This is a genomic window from Aeribacillus sp. JST-2, from assembly GCF_056032925.1.
This window is the reverse complement of record NZ_JBVVUU010000041.1, coordinates 1-20,043: the sequence shown is the minus strand read 5'-3', so window position 1 is coordinate 20,043 and position 20,043 is coordinate 1. Positions and strand designations below refer to the sequence as shown.

Here is a 20,043-nt window from a genome sequence, read left to right as displayed (position 1 = left end):
AAAAAAGTTTATCCTCATATCTGCTCATTTCTTGAATCAACAGGAACGCTTTCGTTTTGTTCAGTTTTCAAAGATCATTTTCTAATCAGGATTTTTATTATACCCATCATAATTTTTTTTGTCAACCACTTAAAATCATTTTTTAAACTTTTTTTAACAACGACATTAATAATTATAACAATATAAAAACAAATGTCAAACATTTTTTTAGAAAAAAACACCTGGGTGAACAGGCGTTTTTACGATAAAATCATCGTTTTAATGATAACTAATGCAGTTAATCCAGGCAGTCCAAGTAATCCAGCAATGGATGAAGTGAACAAATTAATCGGAATGTGTAGTCCAAAACTCGTCCCAAAAGCATTCACAAAAAAAAGAAGTACGGAACCAATTATCACTTTCATCAAAATACTGCCCAACCATTTTAAAGGTTTAAAAGGGGCTCCAACTATAAGAAGGAGGAATAATAGGCCGATGATTCCAACGATCAATACAGAGGGTTCCAACTATAAACCACCTTCCTGTTTGTATCGCTTACTTATATTAATGAATATGAAATATCTACTTATGTTTAGAACCTCTTCATATTCAAAAACAGGAAGTTTGGTCCCACAAATCGTTATGATCTGATGTTAATTTTTCTTTGTTTCGCCTCTTTTAAAAGAAATAAATATTTGGCTTTTTCCAATTCTAAATTTGAAAGTACTTCCAGTGAAGGATCAAAACATTTTTCTATCAAGTGCTTTTGCTTTTCCCATTGTTCTTTTTGTTTTACCAAATCCCGAAGAAGAAGCTCATCAAATTCCCTTCTCAACCGCCCTTTCCGATGGAAAAGCATGCATGTCATCCCCTTTTCCCATTAAATCTCACGTCTTCCTTCTAACGCTTTTGAAAGAGTCACTTCATCTGCGTATTCCAAATCTCCTCCCACCGGAAGACCATGGGCAATTCTTGTTATCTTTATCCCGGTTGGTTTTAAAAGCCGAGAGATGTACATTGCAGTAGCCTCTCCCTCAATGTTAGGGTTAGTGGCCAAAATAACTTCCTGAATTTCATCATTTTGAAGACGTTTTAGCAAATCTGGAATATTGATATCTTCTGGTCCAATTCCGTCCATCGGTGAAATCGCCCCATGCAAAACATGGTACAATCCATTATACTCTTTCATTTTCTCCATTGCTATAACATCTTTCGGATCTTGGACGACACATATAACACTTTTATCCCGACGTTCATCTTGGCATATATAGCATGGATCATCATCCGTAATATGTCCGCAGACTGAACAATAGCTTAAATTGCGTTTAGCGTTAACGAGCGCTTTCGCAAATTCCAACACCGTTTCCTCTTTCATATTTAAAACAAAAAAGGCCAGACGAACGGCCGTTTTTGGTCCGATTCCTGGCAGCTTCATAAAGCTATCAATCAGCTTAGATATAGGTTCTGGATATTGCATCGACAAAGCCTCCTAGAATAAACCAGGCAAATTCATACCTTTAGTAAATCGCCCCATTGTTTCACTAGTCAGTTCATCCACTTTGCGAAGAGCGTCATTCGTAGCTGCCATCACTAAATCTTGAAGCATTTCAATATCATCAGGATCGACAACATCTTCCTTTATTTTCACTTCCAAAATTTCTTTATGTCCGTTGGAAATAACCGTAACCATGCCTCCACCGGCAGTACCCTCCACCGTTTTTTCCGCAAGCTCCTCCTGTGCTTTCTGCATTTCTTTTTGCATTTTCTGCATTTGCTTCATCATTTTTTGCATGTTTCCCATACCGCCACGCATCATATTATCTCCTCCAAAACTATTGAATTAATCTTTGATTTCCATCAGATCCGTGCCAACCAATTTTTTAGCCTCGGCAATCAGCGGATCTTCTTGGTCTTCTTGCGCTTGTCGATCTAGTTCATGATTTCGTTGATTGCGCAAAAAATCTTCTCTTATTTTCACCCATTCTCTGTCCGGTACACCAACTATTTCCATTTGGTGTCCGAGAAGGCTTTGTAAAATGGCGTGAAGATTGGTTAATACATCATTTTGGTTCTCCGTTACCATTTTACAATGAATTTCATATTTAAATTTTAGCACAAATGCCTGCCTAGAAGCAGCAACAGGTTCACTTTCATTTAAAAGTGCAGCGTGGGATACTTTATTTTGCTGTTTTAACATAGCCAGCAAATCTCCCCAGCGGCTCTTCACTAATTCTAAATCTTTTCGTGTAGCCTGTTTTAAAATTTCATATATTCGATTAACTGGGGTTTTATAACCGCTATGGATCGGTCTTTGTGCTCTTTCTTCCTGTTTAGAAATTGTCCGATCCTGGATTCCGTGCTGCTTCAACGATAATAGTTCTCGTTCCAGTTCTTCCACGCGATGAAGCAAATCGCTATATTCAGTCGTCGAAGGCCGCGCTTGTTCCGTTTGGCACAATTTCGCTATGGCAACCTCCACAAAAATACGCGGGTGATTCGTCCATTTCATTTCCTGCTGGCTTTTATTTAATATGTCGATTGTTTCATAAATTCGTTCAACTGGCACCTGTTCACACAAGGAAATGAAGGCATTGTCTATTGTAACCCTCTCCATCACTTCTTCCAAGTTGGGAGCTGATTTATATAAAAGCATGTCACGACAATAAAAGAGAAGGTCTTCCATCAGCTTTAACGAATCTTTTCCTTCATCCATCCAATCATGGACTGTTTTTAAAGCAGCGGAAATATTTTTCTCAAAAATAAATTGAACCAAGTTCGTCAGCATTTTTTGCGAGACCGAACCGGTGATGAACAATACATCATCCAATGTAACAGTAGTATCGCTGAATGAAATAGCTTGATCTAGCAAGCTTAGCGCATCTCGCATTCCGCCGTCCGCTGCCCTTGCAATTAAATTTAACGCTTCTTCATCCACTGAAATCGATTGATCTGCAACAATTTCCTTCATCCGATGAACAATCGATTGAACGGAAATACGCCGGAAATCAAACCGCTGGCATCTCGAGATAATAGTAAGTGGAATTTTATGAGGTTCCGTTGTAGCCAAGATGAAAATCACATGTTTTGGAGGTTCTTCCAACGTTTTTAATAAAGCGTTAAAAGCCCCGATTGACAGCATATGGACTTCATCAATAATATAAACTTTATATTTTACCGCAGCTGGCGCATATTTAACTTTATCACGAATGTCGCGGATCTCATCAACTCCATTGTTTGACGCTGCATCGATCTCAATCACGTCCGAAATAGATCCGTCCGTAATCCCTTTACAAGCAGGGCATTCATTACAAGGCTCTGAAACAGGTGCTTTTTCGCAATTTACCGCTTTGGCAAATATTTTTGCGGCGCTTGTCTTTCCTGTTCCCCGCGGGCCGGTGAAAAGATAGGCATGCGAAAACTTATTTTGCAAAAGAGCATTTTTCAATGTTTTCGTGACATGTTCCTGCCCAACAACATCACGAAATTGCTGCGGCCTCCACGCACGGTATAAAGCCTGATAGCTCAAGTAACGCCCCCCTTTATTTAACATGATCTCTCATTAATTATAACGAATTGTACAATTGAATGTAAGTTTTCCTAAAAGGGGGGCAAAAACAAACTCTTTTTGCAAAATTCATAATATTTATCCAAAAATAAAACCCACCTGAAAGGTGAGTTGATTTTTATGATAACTGCCGTGCACCTTCTGTCGATTAGCAACCCCAGGCGTTACTCAAGCAGTTAGCTCAGCTCAGGCAACCCTGCGGCACATGAGAGCTTCCACTTAATGCTGCTTCCTTCCGGACCTGACATGGTTCATGGATTCTCATTGCACAGGACCCAAACGTCAACACCACTTGCTTGAGGCAGACCCTAAAATATACTAACCTCGAGAAGGAATTCAGCCCCGCTGGAGCGGATTGCGAGTACAGGGCACCGCTACCTCCCCGCTTAGCACGGCAAAGTTTAAACCATTATCTCATTGCACGTCTTTTAAAGACGCAATTTTAGTATATATGTTTTTTTAGAAAAATGCAACGTCTTTCCATTTACAAAAAATGTAAACCATTTTTTTCTTTAATCTTTTGCTGCTTTTTCTCCTCACGAAGCTTTTTAAAAAAATGAGTTAATATTTTACTGCATTCCTCCTGCTTGACACCTGAAATCACTTCGACCTGATGATTAAAACGCGGTTCGTTCAATAAATTCATTAATGTTCCTGCGCAACCCGCTTTTGGATCAAAAGCACCAAAAACGACACGTTCAATTCTTGATAAAACAATCGCCCCAGAACACATCGGGCAGGGTTCCAGCGTAACATATAATGCAGACCCTTCGAGCCTCCACGTACCCAACTTTCGGCACGCTTCGTCAATTGCTAATATTTCAGCGTGGGCAATCGATCTTTGTTCGGTTTCTCGCAAATTATGAGCCTTTGCAACAATTGCATCATCAACTACTAGCACGGCACCAATCGGAACTTCCCCAATTTCTTCAGCAAGCTTTGCTTCTTGAATCGCCAAATTCATAAAATATTCATCTTTTGTCATGCTAGTCTCCCATCTTTATTGATTTTTTATTCCAAAATAACGATCCGATTTTCGAAACGAAAATTTCATTTAAAAATTATATTAAAAAAAGATTATTCTCCATTCAACCTTTTCAATAGCATGTTTTCCCCGAATGAAACATAAAATCTACAAAGTGTTTTTATAGGAGGTCATCCATTTTGCAAATACATGTTGTACAACCAGGACAAACGCTTTTTTCCATCGCCCAAATCTATTCTACATCTGTAGCCGCTATCGTTGAAGCAAATGATATTGCAAATCCTGGACAAATTGTAGTTGGTCAGGCCATTGTGATTCCGATCGAAGGACAATATTATTTCGTTCAACCGGGAGACAGCCTTTGGAGCATTTCAAGAAAATTCGGCATGACGGTATCTGAATTAGCAGCCGTTAACGGCTTAACTACTCATCAGATTTTGCCGATTGGTCTCCGTTTATATATTCCGGAACGGCCTAAACGTTCAGCGGAATTTAATGCCTATCTTGAACCACTTGGGTCTACAGTCAGCCAAAATCTTGAGACAAGCGCTAGACAAGCAGCTCCCTATTTAACTTACCTCACCCTTTTCAGTTTTCAAGCAAAAAGAGATGGTTCCCTGCAAGAACCGCCAATCGGAAATTTGCAGCAAATTGCCAATGAGCAAAACGTAACTTTTACAATGGCTATAACGAATTTGGAGAACAATCAGTTTAGTGCAGAGCTCGGACATGTATTATTGACAAATGAAACTGTGCAAAATAATTTCTTAAATCAAATTGTTCTTACAGCCAAGAAGTACGGCTTTCGCGATATTCATTTTGATTTCGAATACTTGCGTCCGGAGGATCGGAAAGCATATAATCAATTTCTTAGAAAAGCAAGAGAGCGGATCAAAAGACAAGGATGGTTCATATCCTCGGCATTAGCTCCAAAAACAAGTGCGGAACAAAAAGGCCAATGGTATGAGGCTCATGATTATAAAGCACATGGGGAAATTGTAGACTGGGTTGTCATTATGACATACGAATGGGGATACAGCGGCGGACCGCCTATGGCGGTTTCTCCTATCGGACCTGTCCGCAATGTACTCGAATACGCGGTTACAGAAATCCCGTCAGCCAAAATTATGATGGGGCAAAATTTATACGGCTATGACTGGACGCTTCCATATGTACAAGGCGGCCCTTTGGCAAAAGCGATTAGCCCTCAGCAAGCTATTCAACTTGCATATAAATATCATGCAGCCATTGAATTTGATCAAAGGTCCCAAGCTCCGACCTTCAAATATACGGATGAAAACGGAAAAATTCATGAAGTTTGGTTCGAAGATGCCCGCTCAATACAAGCAAAATTCAACCTTGTAAAAGAACTGAATTTGCGGGGGGTCAGCTATTGGAAGCTAGGCCTTGCATTTCCGCAAAACTGGCTGTTAATCTCAGATCATTTCCGAATCATAAAAAAATAAAAAAGTTCCCATGCTGTAAATAACTTTTTAAAATCCTTTTCCACTTTCACATAAAAAGAAAGGGTGTTCCGATTTTTTAAAAATCGGAACACCCTTTTTGCTGTCATAACTAAATCAAAATTCGTTACAAACTGTAACGAATTTAGTCAATCTCCAATTTATGCGCTGTTGGATTAAATGGTGGCGGAGGAGGAGGGATTCGAACCCCCGCGCGGTTTGACCCGCCTCTCGGTTTTCAAGACCGACCCCTTCAGCCAGACTTGGGTACTCCTCCGTTTAGACATGGATTAATATAGCACAGCAAAATTTGATTGTCAATAACTCAAAAAAATATCCTGCAATTTTATCAATCCATTTTCAAATATTCAATCACACGAAAAATTTCTTCACTTACCTTTACCTTTCATGATTCATCCGAACGTAAAAAGGACTAAGAAAAAATATTTAAAAAATTCTTAAAATTCAGTTTCGTTTTATTTGTAATGTTATATACATGTATTACAAGAAGAAAAATTAAAGCGCTTACAAAGGGGTGAATGTATGTTTGTTTTAAGCAGGAAGTGGAAAATGATCATTTCACTTTTGCTTGTCGTTTTTGCAACGGTTGTCGGAGTTCGAACATTTGCTGAAAACCGAGATAAAACATTTATTTCTATTGCCACTGCTTCCACCGGCGGAACTTACTATCCTATAGGGGTTGGAATGGCCAATATTTGGAGCACTCATTTAAAAAAAGAGAAAATACAAGCTAGCGGCCAGTCCTCAGCGGGATCGATTGAAAACATCGAACTTCTTCGAAATGGAGAAGCTCACCTCGCCATATTGCAAGGATTGGCAGCTTCCCAAGCATATGAAGGAAAAAAAGCTTTCAGTAAAAAACGATACAAAGATTTACGTACCATATGCATGTTATGGCCTAATGTGGAACACTTTGTATTAATGAATGACAAGGTGAAAACAGGAACGATTGAGGATATGAAGGGTACCCGTTTTTCAGTCGGCCCTCAGGCAAGCGGAACTGAACAGTCTACTGTTGCCATAATGGAAGGTTTAGAGTTAACGAAAAAAGATATTTCTCCAGAATATTTAGGCTATAACGATACTACGTCTGCCATGCGTGACGGTCGATTGGACGGAGGTTCTCTGCCGGCTGGCATACCGGTTTCCGCTGTAACAGACATGTATGCAAGCCTTGTTGATGCCTCTATTTTAGAAGTTACAGATGAACAGTTGAAAGCAATTAATAGCATTTCGAATGCATGGTATTCTTACGTCATACCAAAAGGAACATATCCTAGGCTCCATAAAGACATCAAAACAATTGCTCAGCCAAATTTGCTAGCAACTACGAAAAAACTTAACGAGGACACCGTATATTTATTGACAAAAACATTATATGAAAACTTGGACGAAATGTATGAAGTTCACAATTCGGCAAAGGAAATGAAATTAGAAACAGCCTTAAACGGAATTACTGTTCCGCTTCATGTCGGCGCATATAAATATTTTAAAGAAAGAGGGCTAAAAATCCCAAAAAACCTTATCCCTCCGGAAGCCATTAAGGAATAAACAAGGGGGCAAAAAACAATGAAAAAAGGAAGACATAACATGCAGCCAGCTATCATTGATAAAGAAGCAGGAGGATCAACAAGAAATTTGACGGGGATTTATTATAAAATAACCGTACTTGTGTCAATAGCCTTTTCTCTGTTTGCCATTTATTCCAACGGCCTTTCGAACATGCAAGAGATTTATAGAAATATCATTTTTCTCGTTTTATTGCTTGTGTTAACCTTTTTCCTTTATCCTGCCACAAAAGATTCAAACGATCATACACTAACTGTGGTAGACGGGCTGTTTATCATTTTATCATTATTGGGAATGGGCTATTTACTGTTAAACTACACGACAATTCATGTCGACCGCGGATCACAGCCAGTGCTGATAGACTATATTTTTGCGGTTACAGCAATAGTTTCACTACTTGAAGCGTCAAGAAGAGCAATCGGTTTCTTTATTCCGTTTTTGTGTTTGTTGGCTATTTTGTATGCCCATTTCGGCACATATTTCCCAGGAATTTTTGGGCATGCAGGATTTTCTTGGGAACGTCTTTTATTTCGTTTATATATGACTACTGAAGGAATTTTAGGCATCACACTATCAACTGCTTCTACTTTTATCGTCATGTTTATTTTATTCGGATCTTTTTTATCAATAAGCGGCGCAACAAAGCTATTCAACGACTTAGCTTTAGCAGTGGCAGGGCGGACACGCGGCGGTCCGGCGCAAGTTTCCGTTATTTCCAGCGCCTTAACAGGTTCCCTTAGCGGCAGCGCAGTTGCAAATGTTGCCACTACCGGCAGTTTTACAATTCCTTTAATGAAATCAATTGGACTGAAGCCAACATTCGCAGGGGCAGTTGAAGCTGCGGCCTCAACCGGCGGAATGATTATGCCCCCAATCATGGGCGCGGCTGCTTTTATTATGGCCGGTTTCTTAGGCATTTCTTATACAACAGTAATAATAGCAGCCATTATCCCAAGCTTTCTTTATTACCTTGCTTTAGTCTTTGCTATTGACTTAGAGGCAAAGAAAATGGGGCTTAAAGGAATTAGCAAAGAAAATATTCCGAATGTTATGCAAATTTTAAAAGATCGAGGCATATTGTTAGTTCCCATCTTCGTTGTTACATTCACTCTTTTAACAGGGAAAACACCGCTTTATGCGGGATTTGCCGGCATCGGATCAGCTATAATCGCCAGTTGGCTAACACGCGACAAAACGACAAGAATTACATTTTCAAAAATAATTCATGCTTTTAATGATGCCGCAAAAGGTACGATTCAAGTCGGCATTGCATGTGCAACTATCGGTATTATTATTTGTGTTGTTACGATGACAGGCATCGGTTCAACACTTGCATTTAATATTGTTTCATTTACTGGCGGAACATTATGGCTGATCTTATTAGTGGTGATGGTAACTTGCATTGTTTTAAGTATGGGGCTCCCATCTACGGCTCTTTATATTGTCGTCGCTGTCACTGCTGCACCTGCTTTAATCGAAGCTGGAGTTCACCCTATAGCAGCTCACTTTTTCGTCTTTTGGTTTGGGGCTCTATCAAATATTACTCCTCCTGTTGCCCTTGCCTCCTATACAGCAGCTGGACTCGCAGGAGCAAATGCTATGAAAACATCATGGGAAGCACTAAGGATATCATTACCGGGGTTTATTATTCCGTTTATGATCGCTTACAATCCAGTCATTTTATTGCAGACCGATGAAAACCATACGATAACAGTAGTATCTGTATTAACCGTATTTGTAACGAGCGTCCTCGGTATTTTTGCATTTTCTTGTGCATTATCTAATTATTTTTCAAAGGAACTTTCTTTTCTGGAAAGAATACTATTTTTTTTCGGGGCTCTTCTGTTGATAAAACCAGGTCTTGTCACTGCCGCCGTAGGCATTGCTCTAACAGTATTCGCTTTCGTTCTTCACACAATGCGATCAAAGAACGAGGAAATGAATTACAATTTATAAGGAGAAAAGCAAACAATGGAAATAAAAATCGAGCGCAAAAAAGTCTCAGAGCAAGTTTTAGAACAACTAATTAAAATGATCAAAGAAAAAACATTTCCTCCCAATGAACCATTGCCTTCAGAAAAACAGCTTTCAGAGCTGTTTGGAGTGAGCAGAGTGCCAGTCAGGGAAGCATTGAGCGTCTTATCTGCAAGCGGTGTCATTGAATCCCGCCAAGGAGGGCGCAGTTATGTAAAAGAAATCAATCTTTCCAATATGTTCGATCCTATTACATTTGACGTTATTTCTTACGATCAAATTTTTGAACTCTTAGAAATGCGAATCATTATCGAAACAGATGCAGCAGGACTCGCAGCCGTTCGACGCACAAAGGATGATTTAGAAAAAATAAAAATGGCTCTCAACCAATTTTATGAAACTGTGGAAAATGAAGATATTATCGGTGATCAAGCAGACGTTCAGTTTCACCAAGAAATTATGAAAGCTGCCCATAACTCCTTTTTAATACAAGTCATGGAAAATATAGATGAACTTTATCGTAAAGTCATTGCCTATTCATTGTCAAAAAACGTTGGCTGGTATGAAAAAAGAATTCAAGTCTATAAAGAACACGAAAGAATTTATGACGCAATCAAGAAAAAGGATGCGCAAGCAGCTTCGGAAGCGATGAAGCGCCATTTATATAATTTGAGGGAAAAATTAGAAGAATTAAACCAAGGGGAAAAAACGGATGAAAAAACTTGATTCTATAAAAAAGTTACAGATGAACTTAATACGGCTAATTCCCAAGCCTCCTGCTTCTTTAAGTCTCATGGCTGTATTTGATGAGCTGTTTGAAAGGCAATATCTAAAGTGCTTACACATCTGGAAAATTACCATCCAAAATGAAGAAAATGGATCAATTTTCCTTTCGCAGTATATGAACCGACAGGAGTTCCTGTTGATGCTGATGAATCTTTTTAATCTAGCTCAATGGCCATCCAAAACGATCATGACCTATCATCGTGTCATACGCGATGTCCAAAAAATAATCTGTTTAAAAAATTTCCGGTGCCCGCTTTTATACCTTTTATAAATATTGACATGTGCTGTGACTCGACAGGTGCCCACCATATTGTTCACTATTCAAGAATCTATGGAACGATTAGATAAAAAATGAAACATTTTAAAAAAGTTAAACCAGATGTTTCTTCACATCAAACCCATCTTGTGTCCAAATTACAAATGAAACTAGAAGGACAGCGTGAATCCCTTGAAAAATCAGCGAAGTCGCACATCTTGTCCGTTGAATGGCAGAAGCTTGCGGTTGAACAGAGGAGGACGGGGAAAAACATGTATGATTATATCATTGTTGGCGGAGGAATTGTCGGTTTATCCGTTGCATTGGCAATATTTAAACAACAACCGAAATCAAACGTGGCAATAATAGAAAAAGAAGATAAAGTTGCTGCCCATCAAACCGGCCATAACAGCGGTGTAATTCATTCCGGTATATATTACAAACCCGGGAGCTATAAAGCGCAACTTGCGAAAAAAGGTAATCAGGCAATGATCATGTTTTGCCAAAAATACGATATCCCATATGAAATTTGCGGAAAAGTAATCGTTGCCAGCGATGAACATGAACGAAAAGAGCTTGACCAGCTATATCACCGCGGATTGAAAAACGGTCTTAATATCCGCAAAATTTCTAAGCAAGAGCTTCACGAAATTGAACCATATGTTAATGGAATTGAAGCCATTCATGTTCCATCAACAGGAATTGTCAATTTCCGCCTTGTCAGTGAGCGTATGGCAGACTTAGTTAGAGAGCAGGGCGGGGAAATTTTTTTAAACGAAAAGGCGGTAGCAATTCATGAAACAAAACAAGAAATCGTCATCGAAACCGAAAACAAAAAATTTAAAAGCCGTTTTTTTATCAATTGTGCAGGTCTTTACAGCGACCGTGTTGCCAAAATAGCAAGATTAATTACTGATGCAAAAATTGTACCATTCCGCGGAGAATATTATAGACTAAATCCGCAAAAATCATATTTAGTCAAAAACTTAATCTATCCTGTACCAAATCCTAATTTCCCATTTTTAGGAATCCATTTTACTAGAATGATCGATGGAACCGTGGACGTAGGACCAAATGCTGTTTTAAGCTTTAAAAGAGAAGGATATAAAAAAAGCGATTTAAATATCAATGAGTTACTAGAAGTATTAACTTTCCCCGGTTTTTGGAAATTAACCAATTTGTATATGAAAGAAGGACTGCAAGAGATGATCCGCTCCCTCTCAAAGAAAAGATTTGTAAAAAATGTTCAAAGACTTATACCTGATATAAAAGACGATGATTTGTTGCCAGGTCCATCAGGTGTCCGCGCTCAAGCATTAAATCGAGACGGAACTTTAATGGATGATTTTTATATTATTCCTACTGAACGATCCATTCACGTACTGAATGCACCTTCTCCTGCCGCAACAGCATCCATTGAAATTGGGAAAACAATTGCTCAACAAATAATCAAACGTCGGCAAAAATAAAATAAGCGGCGAATGGAAAAAGGGATATTACAAAGAAACCCAATCACTTCTTTATGATAATATCCCTTTCATAATTGTTGGTTAGGCGAAAAATACTTTCCGTCTTTATCGAATTGCTTCTTTATTCCCCATATATGGACGCAGCACTTCTGGAATGACGACTGATCCGTCCTTTTGTTGATAATTTTCCAAAATGGCGGCTACTGTTCGGCCGATGGCAAGACCTGATCCATTCAATGTATGCACGTGTTCCGGCTTTGCTTTAGGATCCCTCCGGAACCGTATATTGGCTCGGCGTGCTTGAAAAGCCTCAAAATTGCTGCAAGAAGAAATTTCACGATACGTTTGATAGCTTGGCAGCCATACTTCCAAATCATATTTTTTCGCCGCCGTAAAGCCTAAATCGGCTGTGCACATGCTCATGACCCGATAAGGAAGGCCTAATAACTGTAAAACTTTTTCCGCATGGCCGGTTAGTTTCTCCAATTCCTCATAGGAATCTTCAGGCTTAACGAATTTCACTAATTCAACCTTATTAAATTGATGCTGCCGTATCAGCCCCCGGGTATCTCTCCCTGCCGCTCCAGCCTCTGACCGGAAGCAGGCACTGTACGCTACATAATTAATCGGCAGTTGATCTTCCCGCAAAATTTCATTTCGGTGCAAATTTGTTACAGGAACTTCTGCTGTTGGTATTAAAAAGTAGTCTTCGTTTTGAATTTTAAAAGCATCTTCCTCAAACTTCGGTAGCTGGCCTGTTCCCGTCATGCTCGTACGATTTACGATATACGGAGGCAATATTTCTTCATAACCGTGTTCTTCCACATGCAGATCAAGCATGAAGCTGATGAGAGCTCTTTCCAATCTTGCCCCTAAACCTTTATAAAATACAAAACGGCTTCCCGTTACTTTACCAGCTCTCTCAAAGTCTAAAATTCCCAGTTGGTCGGCTATTTCCCAATGAGGTATTGGTTCAAAATCAAAGGATGGAATAGCCCCCCATCTGCGGACTTCCACATTATCTTCTTCGGAATCGCCAACTGGTACACTTTCATGCGGAATATTCGGAATCGATAAAATCAATGGATGGAGTTGCTCTTCAATTTCTTTTAGCTTTTCATCTAATGATTTTATTTGCTCCCCTACTTGGCGCATTTCTTGAATTAAATGATCAGCATCTTTTTTTTCTCTTTTTAACACGGCAATCTGAGCAGACACTTCATTCCTTTTGCTTTTTAATTCTTCCGTTTTCACAATTAGTTCACGCCGCTTTTTATCCAAATCGACAAAATGGTCAAAGTCGGTTAAATCCTCTCCTCGGTGTTCAAGCTTTTTCTTTACTTCTTCAAAATTTTCACGCAAAAATTTCATATCAAGCATAATGAACACTCCTTTCGTTTTTTCAAAATAAAAACTCCCGCCCAAAAAAAGGGACGAGAGTTTGCCCGCGTTGCCACCCTAATTGAAGGCAAATGCCTTCCGCTCAGAAAGATAACGGTTTTTCGCCGTAAATGCCTACTAGCCAAGCTGCGTTCAGCATTTCACTCAAGGATGGATTCACAAGCGTTCTTCACCGGTTTCCACCAGCCACCGGCTCTCTAAAGAAAAACAACTTGCTACTAGTTCCTTTCATTGCTTTCCAACGTTCTGTTTGTATTCATAAATTTACTATAAGTTTTATGCCGATTCAACCATTTTATACTTGAATTTTTTCTTTAGATTCTTTGACCATATTTAAAAAGTACTGTGTAAACCGATGATCGTCTGTCAACTCCGGATGGAAGGAACAGCCAAGTATATGATTTTGCCGAACAGCAACAATTCGATCTTCATGTTTTGCTAAAATATCCACTTCTTCTCCTGCTTCTACAATATGCGGGGCGCGAATAAAGACGCCGACAAAATCATCTGCTACCCCTGCTATTGGTAATTCAACTTCAAAACTTTCCCGCTGGCGCCCAAAAGAATTTCTTTCCACTGTTACATCCAAAACACCAATGTGCGGTTCATGATAACCGACAATCCGCTTCGCCAATAAAATTAATCCAGCACAAGTTCCGAATACTGGTTTGCCTTTGGCAATAAAATCTTTTAACGGTTCCATAAATCCATATTTATCGATCAGCCTTCTCATGGTAGTGCTTTCGCCGCCCGGCAAAATAAGGCCGTCGATATTTAGCAATTCCTCAACCTTTTTAATCGGTACTCCTTCCTCACCGCAAGCTTCGATTGATCTTATATGTTCTCTTACTGCCCCTTGAAGTGCAAGTACACCAATTTTCATGATATATTTCCCCTTACCAGCCGCGTTCTTGCATACGGTTTTCTGGAAGAAGTGCCGAAATATCGATTCCTTTCATTGCGGTGCCGAGGGATTTTGACAGATGAGCAATTAATTCATAATCTTCATAATGAGTTGTTGCTTCTACAATCGCACGGGCATATTTGCTTGGGTTTTCCGATTTGAAAATACCGGAACCGACAAACACACCATCTGCGCCAAGCTGCATCATTAAAGCAGCATCAGCAGGTGTCGCTACTCCACCGGCGGCAAAGTTTACGACTGGAAGACGTCCTTCTTTTTTAATTTGCAGCAGCACTTCATACGGAGCGCCTAAATTTTTTGCTTCCGTCATTAGTTCATCTTCGCTCATTCCGACAACTTTTCGAACTTGTGCATTCACTTTGCGCATATGACGAACAGCTTCTACAATATTGCCTGTTCCTGGTTCACCTTTTGTTCTGAGCATGGACGCACCTTCTCCAATTCGGCGAGCTGCCTCTCCTAAATCACGGCATCCGCATACAAACGGAACCGTAAATTCCCGTTTATTAATATGAAACTCTTCATCAGCAGGTGTTAATACTTCACTTTCATCGATATAATCAACGCCAAGAGCTTCTAATACCCGAGCCTCTACAATATGGCCAATGCGGCATTTCGCCATTACTGGAATAGAAACAGCGTTCATCACTTCCTCAATAATGGTAGGATCTGCCATTCGGGCAACCCCACCTGCAGCACGGATGTCGGCAGGCACTCTTTCAAGCGCCATTACGGCAACAGCACCAGCTTCTTCAGCAATTTTTGCTTGTTCAGCATTGACAACATCCATAATGACGCCGCCTTTTTGCATTTCTGCCATGCCTCGCTTTACTCGGTCAGTTCCTGTTGTAATTGCCATTTTAAAATAACCTCCTTAAATTAAAACATACCATGCATACGTTTATTTTATCCTAATTTTTATAAAATTCCTATCAAAATTCACGGTTTTAAAAGATATCTTTTAAATTATAAAAAACTCCCGGCCATTTGGCCAGAAGTTTTTACTAGAACCACCCTTTCACTGTGTCCGCGGCCCCGTTCCATACATCGGCAAAAAAGCTGCCAATGCCTCGCATTGCTAAAACAAACCAATTTGCTTTGTCCACTTTTGTTTTTGTGACCAAGTCCACTTTGCCTCCGGATGCACCAGTTACAAATCCATAGTCTTGATCGCTTCCGGAATATTTTGCTGTCATATAACCTACTTTAGTACCTTTTTGAACCGGTGCAGTCAATTCCCCTTTTTGATTTAATACCTTTTTGTCCAATACATATGTAGGTTTATATTGATTTTTTTCGCCACGTTTAATGGGAAGTTTTAAGGAACTTTTTGTTTCTATTTCCACCTTTTTCTCTTTTCCTTTTACGACAGCTAAAGTTGATTTATTTTTCAACTGATATTGCGCAGGAAATAATTCCTCAACTGAGAAATTGCCAAATATATAGTTCATCAGTTTTTCAGTTTCTTCAAAACGGTGTACGTATTGGTTGCTTCCTTTCCCTTTTGCGTTCATGACAACCGTGATGATCCGCATGCCATTCCGTTCCGCTGTTCCAGTAAAACAAGATCCGGCAAAATCAGTATAGCCTGTTTTTAATCCATCTACCCCTTCTAAACCATAAACAAGCCCTGGGAGCATCCAGTTCCAGTTTTCCATTTCAATTTGATCTTCAGTTCCTTCTCTAAAAACTTTTTTCTCAATACTTGAAGTTTCTAATATCTCCGGGTAATCCTTTAAAAGGCGGTAAGCAAGTGTCGCAACATCTCTTGCTGACATCACATTTTCTTCGTCTTCGCCTGTTCCTTCCGGATGCATGCCCATTAAGTCGCTGTTATTTAAACCGGTCGCATTCACAAATTTTGTGTTTTTTAATCCTAATTCTTTAGCTTTATTGTTCATTAATTTTACAAAATTTGTTTCTGTTCCAGCGATAATTTCCGCAACGGCAATAGCAGCGCCGTTAGCAGAATAAATAGCCATAGCTTCATATAATTCTTTCACTGAATATGTTCCATCTTTTCTTAAAGGAACATTTGATAAATTGCGTTCTTGGGAAATTTTGTAAACATAATCACTTGGACGATATGTTTGATCCCAAGCAACTTTCTTTTTGTGGATCGCTTCAAGCAGCAAGTATTCGGTCATCATTTTTGTCATACTTGCGATTCCTAAAGTTTCATCAATATTTTTTCCGTAAAGAATTTTTCCAGTAGATGCTTCAACGGCAATAGCCGCCGATGCGTTAATGCCTAAAGGATCATTTGTTTCGGCATTTGTTTTAAGAGACAAAGGGGTAAATGCGATCATTATGGAAAGCACAATAATGAAAGCAAACATAAATTTTTTCGTGATGTGCACGATGATTACCTCCAATTTTTCATATCTATCTATATATCACACATTATTGTTAGGGCAACAAGTTTGATTTTAACATACATCTTGTAAAAAAAATAGACAGAGTATTACTCTGTCTAAAAGTCGTAAAATTATATAAGAATATTATCCTAGTTTCGTTACGAAATGGAGTAATTAGGCGCTTCTTTTGTAATTTGGACATCGTGCGGATGGCTTTCTCTTAAACCTGCACCAGTCATTCGTATGAACTGTGAATGTTCGCGCAGCTCATAAAGATTTTTCGTACCGCAATATCCCATTCCGGCTCTAACTCCACCAACAAGTTGATAAATCGTTTCTGCCAAAGGTCCTTTATACGGGATTCTACCTTCAATCCCTTCTGGAACAAATTTTTTATTGTCTTCTTGGAAATAGCGATCTTTGCTTCCTTTTTCCATGGCTGCAACTGAACCCATTCCACGGTAAACTTTGAAACGGCGTCCTTGATATATTTCCGTTTCTCCTGGACTCTCTGAAGTACCTGCAAGCAAGCTTCCTAACATGACAGCATGTCCACCAGCTGCAAGAGCCTTGACAATATCACCTGAATATTTGATTCCACCGTCTGCAATAATGGCAACACCATGTTTTCGCGCTTCTGTTGCACAATCGTAGATTGCCGTAATTTGCGGAACACCTACACCAGCTACGACACGGGTTGTACAAATAGAACCAGGGCCAATGCCAACTTTCACCACGTCAGCTCCCGCTTCGATTAACGCTCTCGTTCCTTCTGCCGTTGCTACGTTTCCGGCAATGATATTTAAATTCGGATAAGTTTCACGAATTTTTTTTACCGTTTCTAAAACACCTTTGGAATGTCCATGGGCAGTATCGACAACAATCACATCCACGTTTGCTTCAACCAGCTTTTGAACGCGCAGCATTGTATCGGAGGTTACACCAACTGCTGCTCCAACAACCAGTCTTCCGTGGGCATCTTTTGCTGAATTTGGAAATTCAATTACTTTTTCAATATCTTTTATGGTGATTAATCCTTTTAACACACCATTTTCATCAACAATCGGGAGTTTTTCAATTTTATGTTGCTGCAGAACTTTTTCAGCTTCCTCTAACGTCGTTCCAACGGGAGCTGTTACTAAATTTTCCTTCGTCATCACTTCTGATATTTTTGTTGAATAATCCTGTATGAAGCGTAAATCACGGTTCGTAATGATTCCGACAAGTTTTTGTTCTTGTTCGTTATTAACGATCGGCACTCCGGAAATGCGATATTTGCTCATTAAATGCTCGGCATCATACACTTGATGATCCGGAGTTAAGAAAAACGGATCCGTTATAACTCCCCGCTCAGAACGTTTAACTTTATCAACTTGCTCGGCTTGCTGTTCAATCGACATGTTTTTGTGAATGATTCCAAGCCCGCCTTGCCGAGCCATAGCAATTGCCATTTCAGCTTCTGTAACAGTATCCATTCCCGCACTGATAATGGGAATATTTAATTTTAACGTTTTTGTCAGTTCGACACTCAAATCGACATCCCGAGGCAATACTTCCGACTTAGCAGGTATTAACAATACATCATCAAAAGTTAATCCTTCCTTTTGAAATTTTGATTCCCACATAATTAAAAACCCCCTAATAACGGCAAAATATTATTTGTAGATTAACAATTGACAAAGTTGCTGTCAAGGAATACGAGAACAATTTAAATATTTTGAATAGTGATGATTATATGGAGGGGTTTCTTTGTCCATTTGGCACTTGTATTCGTCTTTCCATTCTTCCCAAACCATCGGGCGGATATTAAAAAAACGCTATAAAGAACTACAAGTAGAATATCCTGAAAAAAAATCATTTGAAAATTGTTATACTTTTATTTATTTTTTAAAACATGCCGAAAATTATTATAAATCATCCGAAGATTCATCCATTGCCATTAAACCTGTATTAATATTTTATGGAATAAGTCAGCTGTTAAAGGCATTGCTTTTAACAGTTGACGTTGATTATCCTTCGAACTCCGCTGTTTTATCACATGGGGTATCGACAAGAAAACGAAAAAAACAACGATATAATTTTTTAGAAGATGAAATAAAAATTCAAAAGAACGGGTTATATGGACACGTCGCACGCTATCTTTTCCAGTTAGACCATGCAGCCGGAAAAAAATTTTCGATGTTCTACCTCCTAAAAAGAATTCCTGAACTTAGCGCTTTATTTCAGTTTCACTTAAATATTCAAACAACCATTCAAATGGAGGCAAATGACGAGTGCTTCATCGTTCCGAAACAAGCAGCCGATCATTACTGTATAACAACCGATCGGCTCAGCGAAATTTTAAGCAATAAATGTCCATTGCGGTTTTTAGGTGGGAATGATAAATCACTTTATTTCTCTAGCCAAAACAAACTAGACATCCGCTGGAAATCAACTTTGCTATTTGATTTTTATGAAAGCCAATATTACCTGCCTAGCTCAAAAGATGACCTCATTGTATTTCCTGAAATTTTAGTCCACTATCTTGTTCTATATAATTTAAGCATGATTTCCCGTTATGAAACGGAATGGTGGTATGATCTTATTTTTGGTCATGAAAGTGATGATTTTGTTTTTATTAAACGTTTTTTGGATGTAACTACAGAAAAAATTCCCTGGCTGGCTTTTCAATATTTCATGCAGTTATTTGGCGAAAATGAATAGTTATTGTAAAGATTGCCGCCATTTTCGATTTATATACCTTTTGCAATTTATTATGCAGTCTGGCACAGACAAGGCAGCCAAACCTAATTTGAAACGTAATAACTTACTTGTTTATTTTTATTGTAGATATCTGTTAATCCGAGTCGTTTTTTTCTTTTTCCACATTTATTTCACAACCAAACAAAGATTTTTTAAATAAAAAAACAGCCCTATTAGGCTGTTTTTTTATTCTTTTTGCCTGGCAGCGTCCTACTCTCGCAAGGGACAACCCCTTACTACCATCGGCGCTGAAGAGCTTAACTTCCGTGTTCGGGATGGGAACGGGTGTGACCTCTTCGCCATCGCCACCAGACCGTTTGATAGACCACCTTACCTGCGGTAAGGGGATTTTGTTCCTTCAAAACTAGATAACGCATTGCCATTCACGAATGAACGCTTGCTTGTGGTTAAGTCCTCGATCGATTAGTATCCGTCAGCTCCACGTGTCGCCACGCTTCCACCTCGGACCTATCCACCTCGTCATCTTCAAGGGATCTTACTCGCTTTGAGCGATGGGAAATCTCATCTTGAGGGGGGCTTCACGCTTAGAT

17 protein-coding genes, 1 tRNA gene, 2 rRNA genes, 1 other RNA gene and 1 other annotated feature are annotated in these 20,043 nt (G+C 39.2%); of the genes, 6 read left to right on the top strand and 15 right to left on the bottom strand.

Annotated elements, in window-relative coordinates:
* Positions 1 to 239: 239 nt before the first annotated feature.
* The 7 genes from AC0KTX_RS14430 to tadA form a co-directional block, all read right to left on the bottom strand.
* On the bottom strand, positions 240 to 506 hold the full coding sequence (locus AC0KTX_RS14430; RefSeq protein WP_474252816.1) for a pro-sigmaK processing inhibitor BofA family protein: 267 nt from the start codon (positions 504 to 506) through the stop codon (positions 240 to 242).
* 113 nt (positions 507 to 619) lie between these two features.
* Complete coding sequence (locus tag AC0KTX_RS14425; protein ID WP_474252815.1) at positions 620 to 838, bottom strand: YaaL family protein; 219 nt, start codon at positions 836 to 838, stop codon at positions 620 to 622.
* A 21-nt stretch (positions 839 to 859) separates the two neighbouring features.
* Positions 860 to 1,456, bottom strand: coding sequence for a recombination mediator RecR (gene recR / locus AC0KTX_RS14420; protein WP_474252814.1), 597 nt, complete (start codon positions 1,454 to 1,456; stop codon positions 860 to 862).
* A gap of 12 nt (positions 1,457 to 1,468) precedes the next feature.
* Positions 1,469 to 1,792: a YbaB/EbfC family nucleoid-associated protein gene (locus tag AC0KTX_RS14415; protein ID WP_474252818.1), complete on the bottom strand. Its 324-nt coding sequence runs from the start codon at positions 1,790 to 1,792 to the stop codon at positions 1,469 to 1,471.
* A 27-nt stretch (positions 1,793 to 1,819) separates the two neighbouring features.
* Positions 1,820 to 3,505, bottom strand: coding sequence for a DNA polymerase III subunit gamma/tau (gene dnaX / locus AC0KTX_RS14410; RefSeq protein ID WP_474252813.1), 1,686 nt, complete (start codon positions 3,503 to 3,505; stop codon positions 1,820 to 1,822).
* Positions 3,506 to 3,674: 169 nt separating this feature from the next.
* An RNA gene (gene ffs / locus AC0KTX_RS14405) (signal recognition particle sRNA large type) lies at positions 3,675 to 3,939 on the bottom strand.
* 89 nt (positions 3,940 to 4,028) lie between these two features.
* Complete coding sequence (gene tadA, locus AC0KTX_RS14400; protein WP_474252812.1) at positions 4,029 to 4,529, bottom strand: tRNA adenosine(34) deaminase TadA; 501 nt, start codon at positions 4,527 to 4,529, stop codon at positions 4,029 to 4,031.
* Between the two features lie 179 nt (positions 4,530 to 4,708).
* On the opposite strand from tadA, the gene AC0KTX_RS14395 reads away from it, so the two are divergent.
* Positions 4,709 to 5,995 carry a glycoside hydrolase family 18 protein gene (locus AC0KTX_RS14395; protein ID WP_474252811.1) on the top strand — a complete coding sequence of 429 codons (1,287 nt, stop codon included), beginning with the start codon at positions 4,709 to 4,711 and terminating at the stop codon, positions 5,993 to 5,995.
* 181 nt (positions 5,996 to 6,176) lie between these two features.
* On the opposite strand, the gene AC0KTX_RS14390 is transcribed toward AC0KTX_RS14395, so the two are convergent.
* Positions 6,177 to 6,269: transfer RNA gene (locus tag AC0KTX_RS14390), tRNA-Ser, on the bottom strand.
* Between the two features lie 293 nt (positions 6,270 to 6,562).
* On the opposite strand from AC0KTX_RS14390, the gene AC0KTX_RS14385 reads away from it, so the two are divergent.
* The 4 genes from AC0KTX_RS14385 (at position 6,563) to lhgO (ending at position 12,067) form a co-directional block, all read left to right on the top strand.
* Complete coding sequence (locus AC0KTX_RS14385; RefSeq protein WP_474252810.1) at positions 6,563 to 7,564, top strand: TAXI family TRAP transporter solute-binding subunit; 1,002 nt, start codon at positions 6,563 to 6,565, stop codon at positions 7,562 to 7,564.
* Between the two features lie 18 nt (positions 7,565 to 7,582).
* Positions 7,583 to 9,538 carry a TRAP transporter permease gene (locus AC0KTX_RS14380; RefSeq protein ID WP_474252809.1) on the top strand — a complete coding sequence of 652 codons (1,956 nt, stop codon included), beginning with the start codon at positions 7,583 to 7,585 and terminating at the stop codon, positions 9,536 to 9,538.
* Between the two features lie 15 nt (positions 9,539 to 9,553).
* A complete protein-coding gene (locus AC0KTX_RS14375) occupies positions 9,554 to 10,282 on the top strand; it encodes a FadR/GntR family transcriptional regulator (protein ID WP_474252808.1) in 729 nt (242 codons plus the stop codon).
* A gap of 588 nt (positions 10,283 to 10,870) precedes the next feature.
* The gene (gene lhgO / locus AC0KTX_RS14370; protein ID WP_474252817.1) at positions 10,871 to 12,067 is read left to right on the top strand and encodes an L-2-hydroxyglutarate oxidase; all 1,197 of its coding nucleotides are present in this window, start codon (positions 10,871 to 10,873) and stop codon (positions 12,065 to 12,067) included.
* 105 nt (positions 12,068 to 12,172) lie between these two features.
* On the opposite strand, the gene serS is transcribed toward lhgO, so the two are convergent.
* The 5 genes from serS to guaB all read right to left on the bottom strand — a co-directional run bounded on the left by serS (position 12,173) and on the right by guaB (position 18,375).
* Positions 12,173 to 13,447, bottom strand: coding sequence for a serine--tRNA ligase (serS, locus tag AC0KTX_RS14365; protein WP_474252807.1), 1,275 nt, complete (start codon positions 13,445 to 13,447; stop codon positions 12,173 to 12,175).
* Between the two features lie 46 nt (positions 13,448 to 13,493).
* Positions 13,494 to 13,709, bottom strand: a binding site (T-box leader).
* A gap of 54 nt (positions 13,710 to 13,763) precedes the next feature.
* Positions 13,764 to 14,351, bottom strand: coding sequence for a pyridoxal 5'-phosphate synthase glutaminase subunit PdxT (gene pdxT / locus AC0KTX_RS14360; RefSeq protein WP_474252806.1), 588 nt, complete (start codon positions 14,349 to 14,351; stop codon positions 13,764 to 13,766).
* Positions 14,352 to 14,364: 13 nt separating this feature from the next.
* Positions 14,365 to 15,252: a pyridoxal 5'-phosphate synthase lyase subunit PdxS gene (gene pdxS, locus AC0KTX_RS14355; RefSeq protein ID WP_474252805.1), complete on the bottom strand. Its 888-nt coding sequence runs from the start codon at positions 15,250 to 15,252 to the stop codon at positions 14,365 to 14,367.
* A gap of 145 nt (positions 15,253 to 15,397) precedes the next feature.
* Positions 15,398 to 16,753: a serine hydrolase gene (locus AC0KTX_RS14350; protein WP_474252804.1), complete on the bottom strand. Its 1,356-nt coding sequence runs from the start codon at positions 16,751 to 16,753 to the stop codon at positions 15,398 to 15,400.
* 155 nt (positions 16,754 to 16,908) lie between these two features.
* Positions 16,909 to 18,375: an IMP dehydrogenase gene (guaB, locus tag AC0KTX_RS14345; RefSeq protein ID WP_474252803.1), complete on the bottom strand. Its 1,467-nt coding sequence runs from the start codon at positions 18,373 to 18,375 to the stop codon at positions 16,909 to 16,911.
* Between the two features lie 124 nt (positions 18,376 to 18,499).
* Between guaB and AC0KTX_RS14340 the strand changes: the two genes are divergently transcribed.
* Complete coding sequence (locus tag AC0KTX_RS14340; RefSeq protein WP_474252802.1) at positions 18,500 to 19,453, top strand: YaaC family protein; 954 nt, start codon at positions 18,500 to 18,502, stop codon at positions 19,451 to 19,453.
* Positions 19,454 to 19,689: 236 nt separating this feature from the next.
* Here AC0KTX_RS14340 and rrf read toward each other — a convergent pair.
* Positions 19,690 to 19,805 (bottom strand): 5S ribosomal RNA (rrf, locus tag AC0KTX_RS14335).
* A 90-nt stretch (positions 19,806 to 19,895) separates the two neighbouring features.
* A 23S ribosomal RNA gene (locus tag AC0KTX_RS14330) occupies positions 19,896 to 20,043 on the bottom strand; the annotation flags it as partial.

Excerpts from the sequence above, each read along its gene's own strand:
- AC0KTX_RS14425 (WP_474252815.1), bottom strand. The coding sequence starts at position 838 with ATGCTTTTCCATCGGAAAGGGCGGTTGAGAAGGGAATTTGATGAGCTT.
- recR (WP_474252814.1), bottom strand. The coding sequence starts at position 1,456 with ATGCAATATCCAGAACCTATATCTAAGCTGATTGATAGCTTTATGAAG.
- AC0KTX_RS14415 (WP_474252818.1), bottom strand. The coding sequence starts at position 1,792 with ATGCGTGGCGGTATGGGAAACATGCAAAAAATGATGAAGCAAATGCAG.
- tadA (WP_474252812.1), bottom strand. The coding sequence starts at position 4,529 with ATGACAAAAGATGAATATTTTATGAATTTGGCGATTCAAGAAGCAAAG.
- AC0KTX_RS14385 (WP_474252810.1), top strand. The coding sequence starts at position 6,563 with ATGATCATTTCACTTTTGCTTGTCGTTTTTGCAACGGTTGTCGGAGTT.
- AC0KTX_RS14380 (WP_474252809.1), top strand. The coding sequence starts at position 7,583 with ATGAAAAAAGGAAGACATAACATGCAGCCAGCTATCATTGATAAAGAA.
- AC0KTX_RS14375 (WP_474252808.1), top strand. The coding sequence starts at position 9,554 with ATGGAAATAAAAATCGAGCGCAAAAAAGTCTCAGAGCAAGTTTTAGAA.
- lhgO (WP_474252817.1), top strand. The coding sequence starts at position 10,871 with ATGTATGATTATATCATTGTTGGCGGAGGAATTGTCGGTTTATCCGTT.
- serS (WP_474252807.1), bottom strand. The coding sequence starts at position 13,447 with ATGCTTGATATGAAATTTTTGCGTGAAAATTTTGAAGAAGTAAAGAAA.
- pdxT (WP_474252806.1), bottom strand. The coding sequence starts at position 14,351 with ATGAAAATTGGTGTACTTGCACTTCAAGGGGCAGTAAGAGAACATATA.
- pdxS (WP_474252805.1), bottom strand. The coding sequence starts at position 15,252 with ATGGCAATTACAACAGGAACTGACCGAGTAAAGCGAGGCATGGCAGAA.
- guaB (WP_474252803.1), bottom strand. The coding sequence starts at position 18,375 with ATGTGGGAATCAAAATTTCAAAAGGAAGGATTAACTTTTGATGATGTA.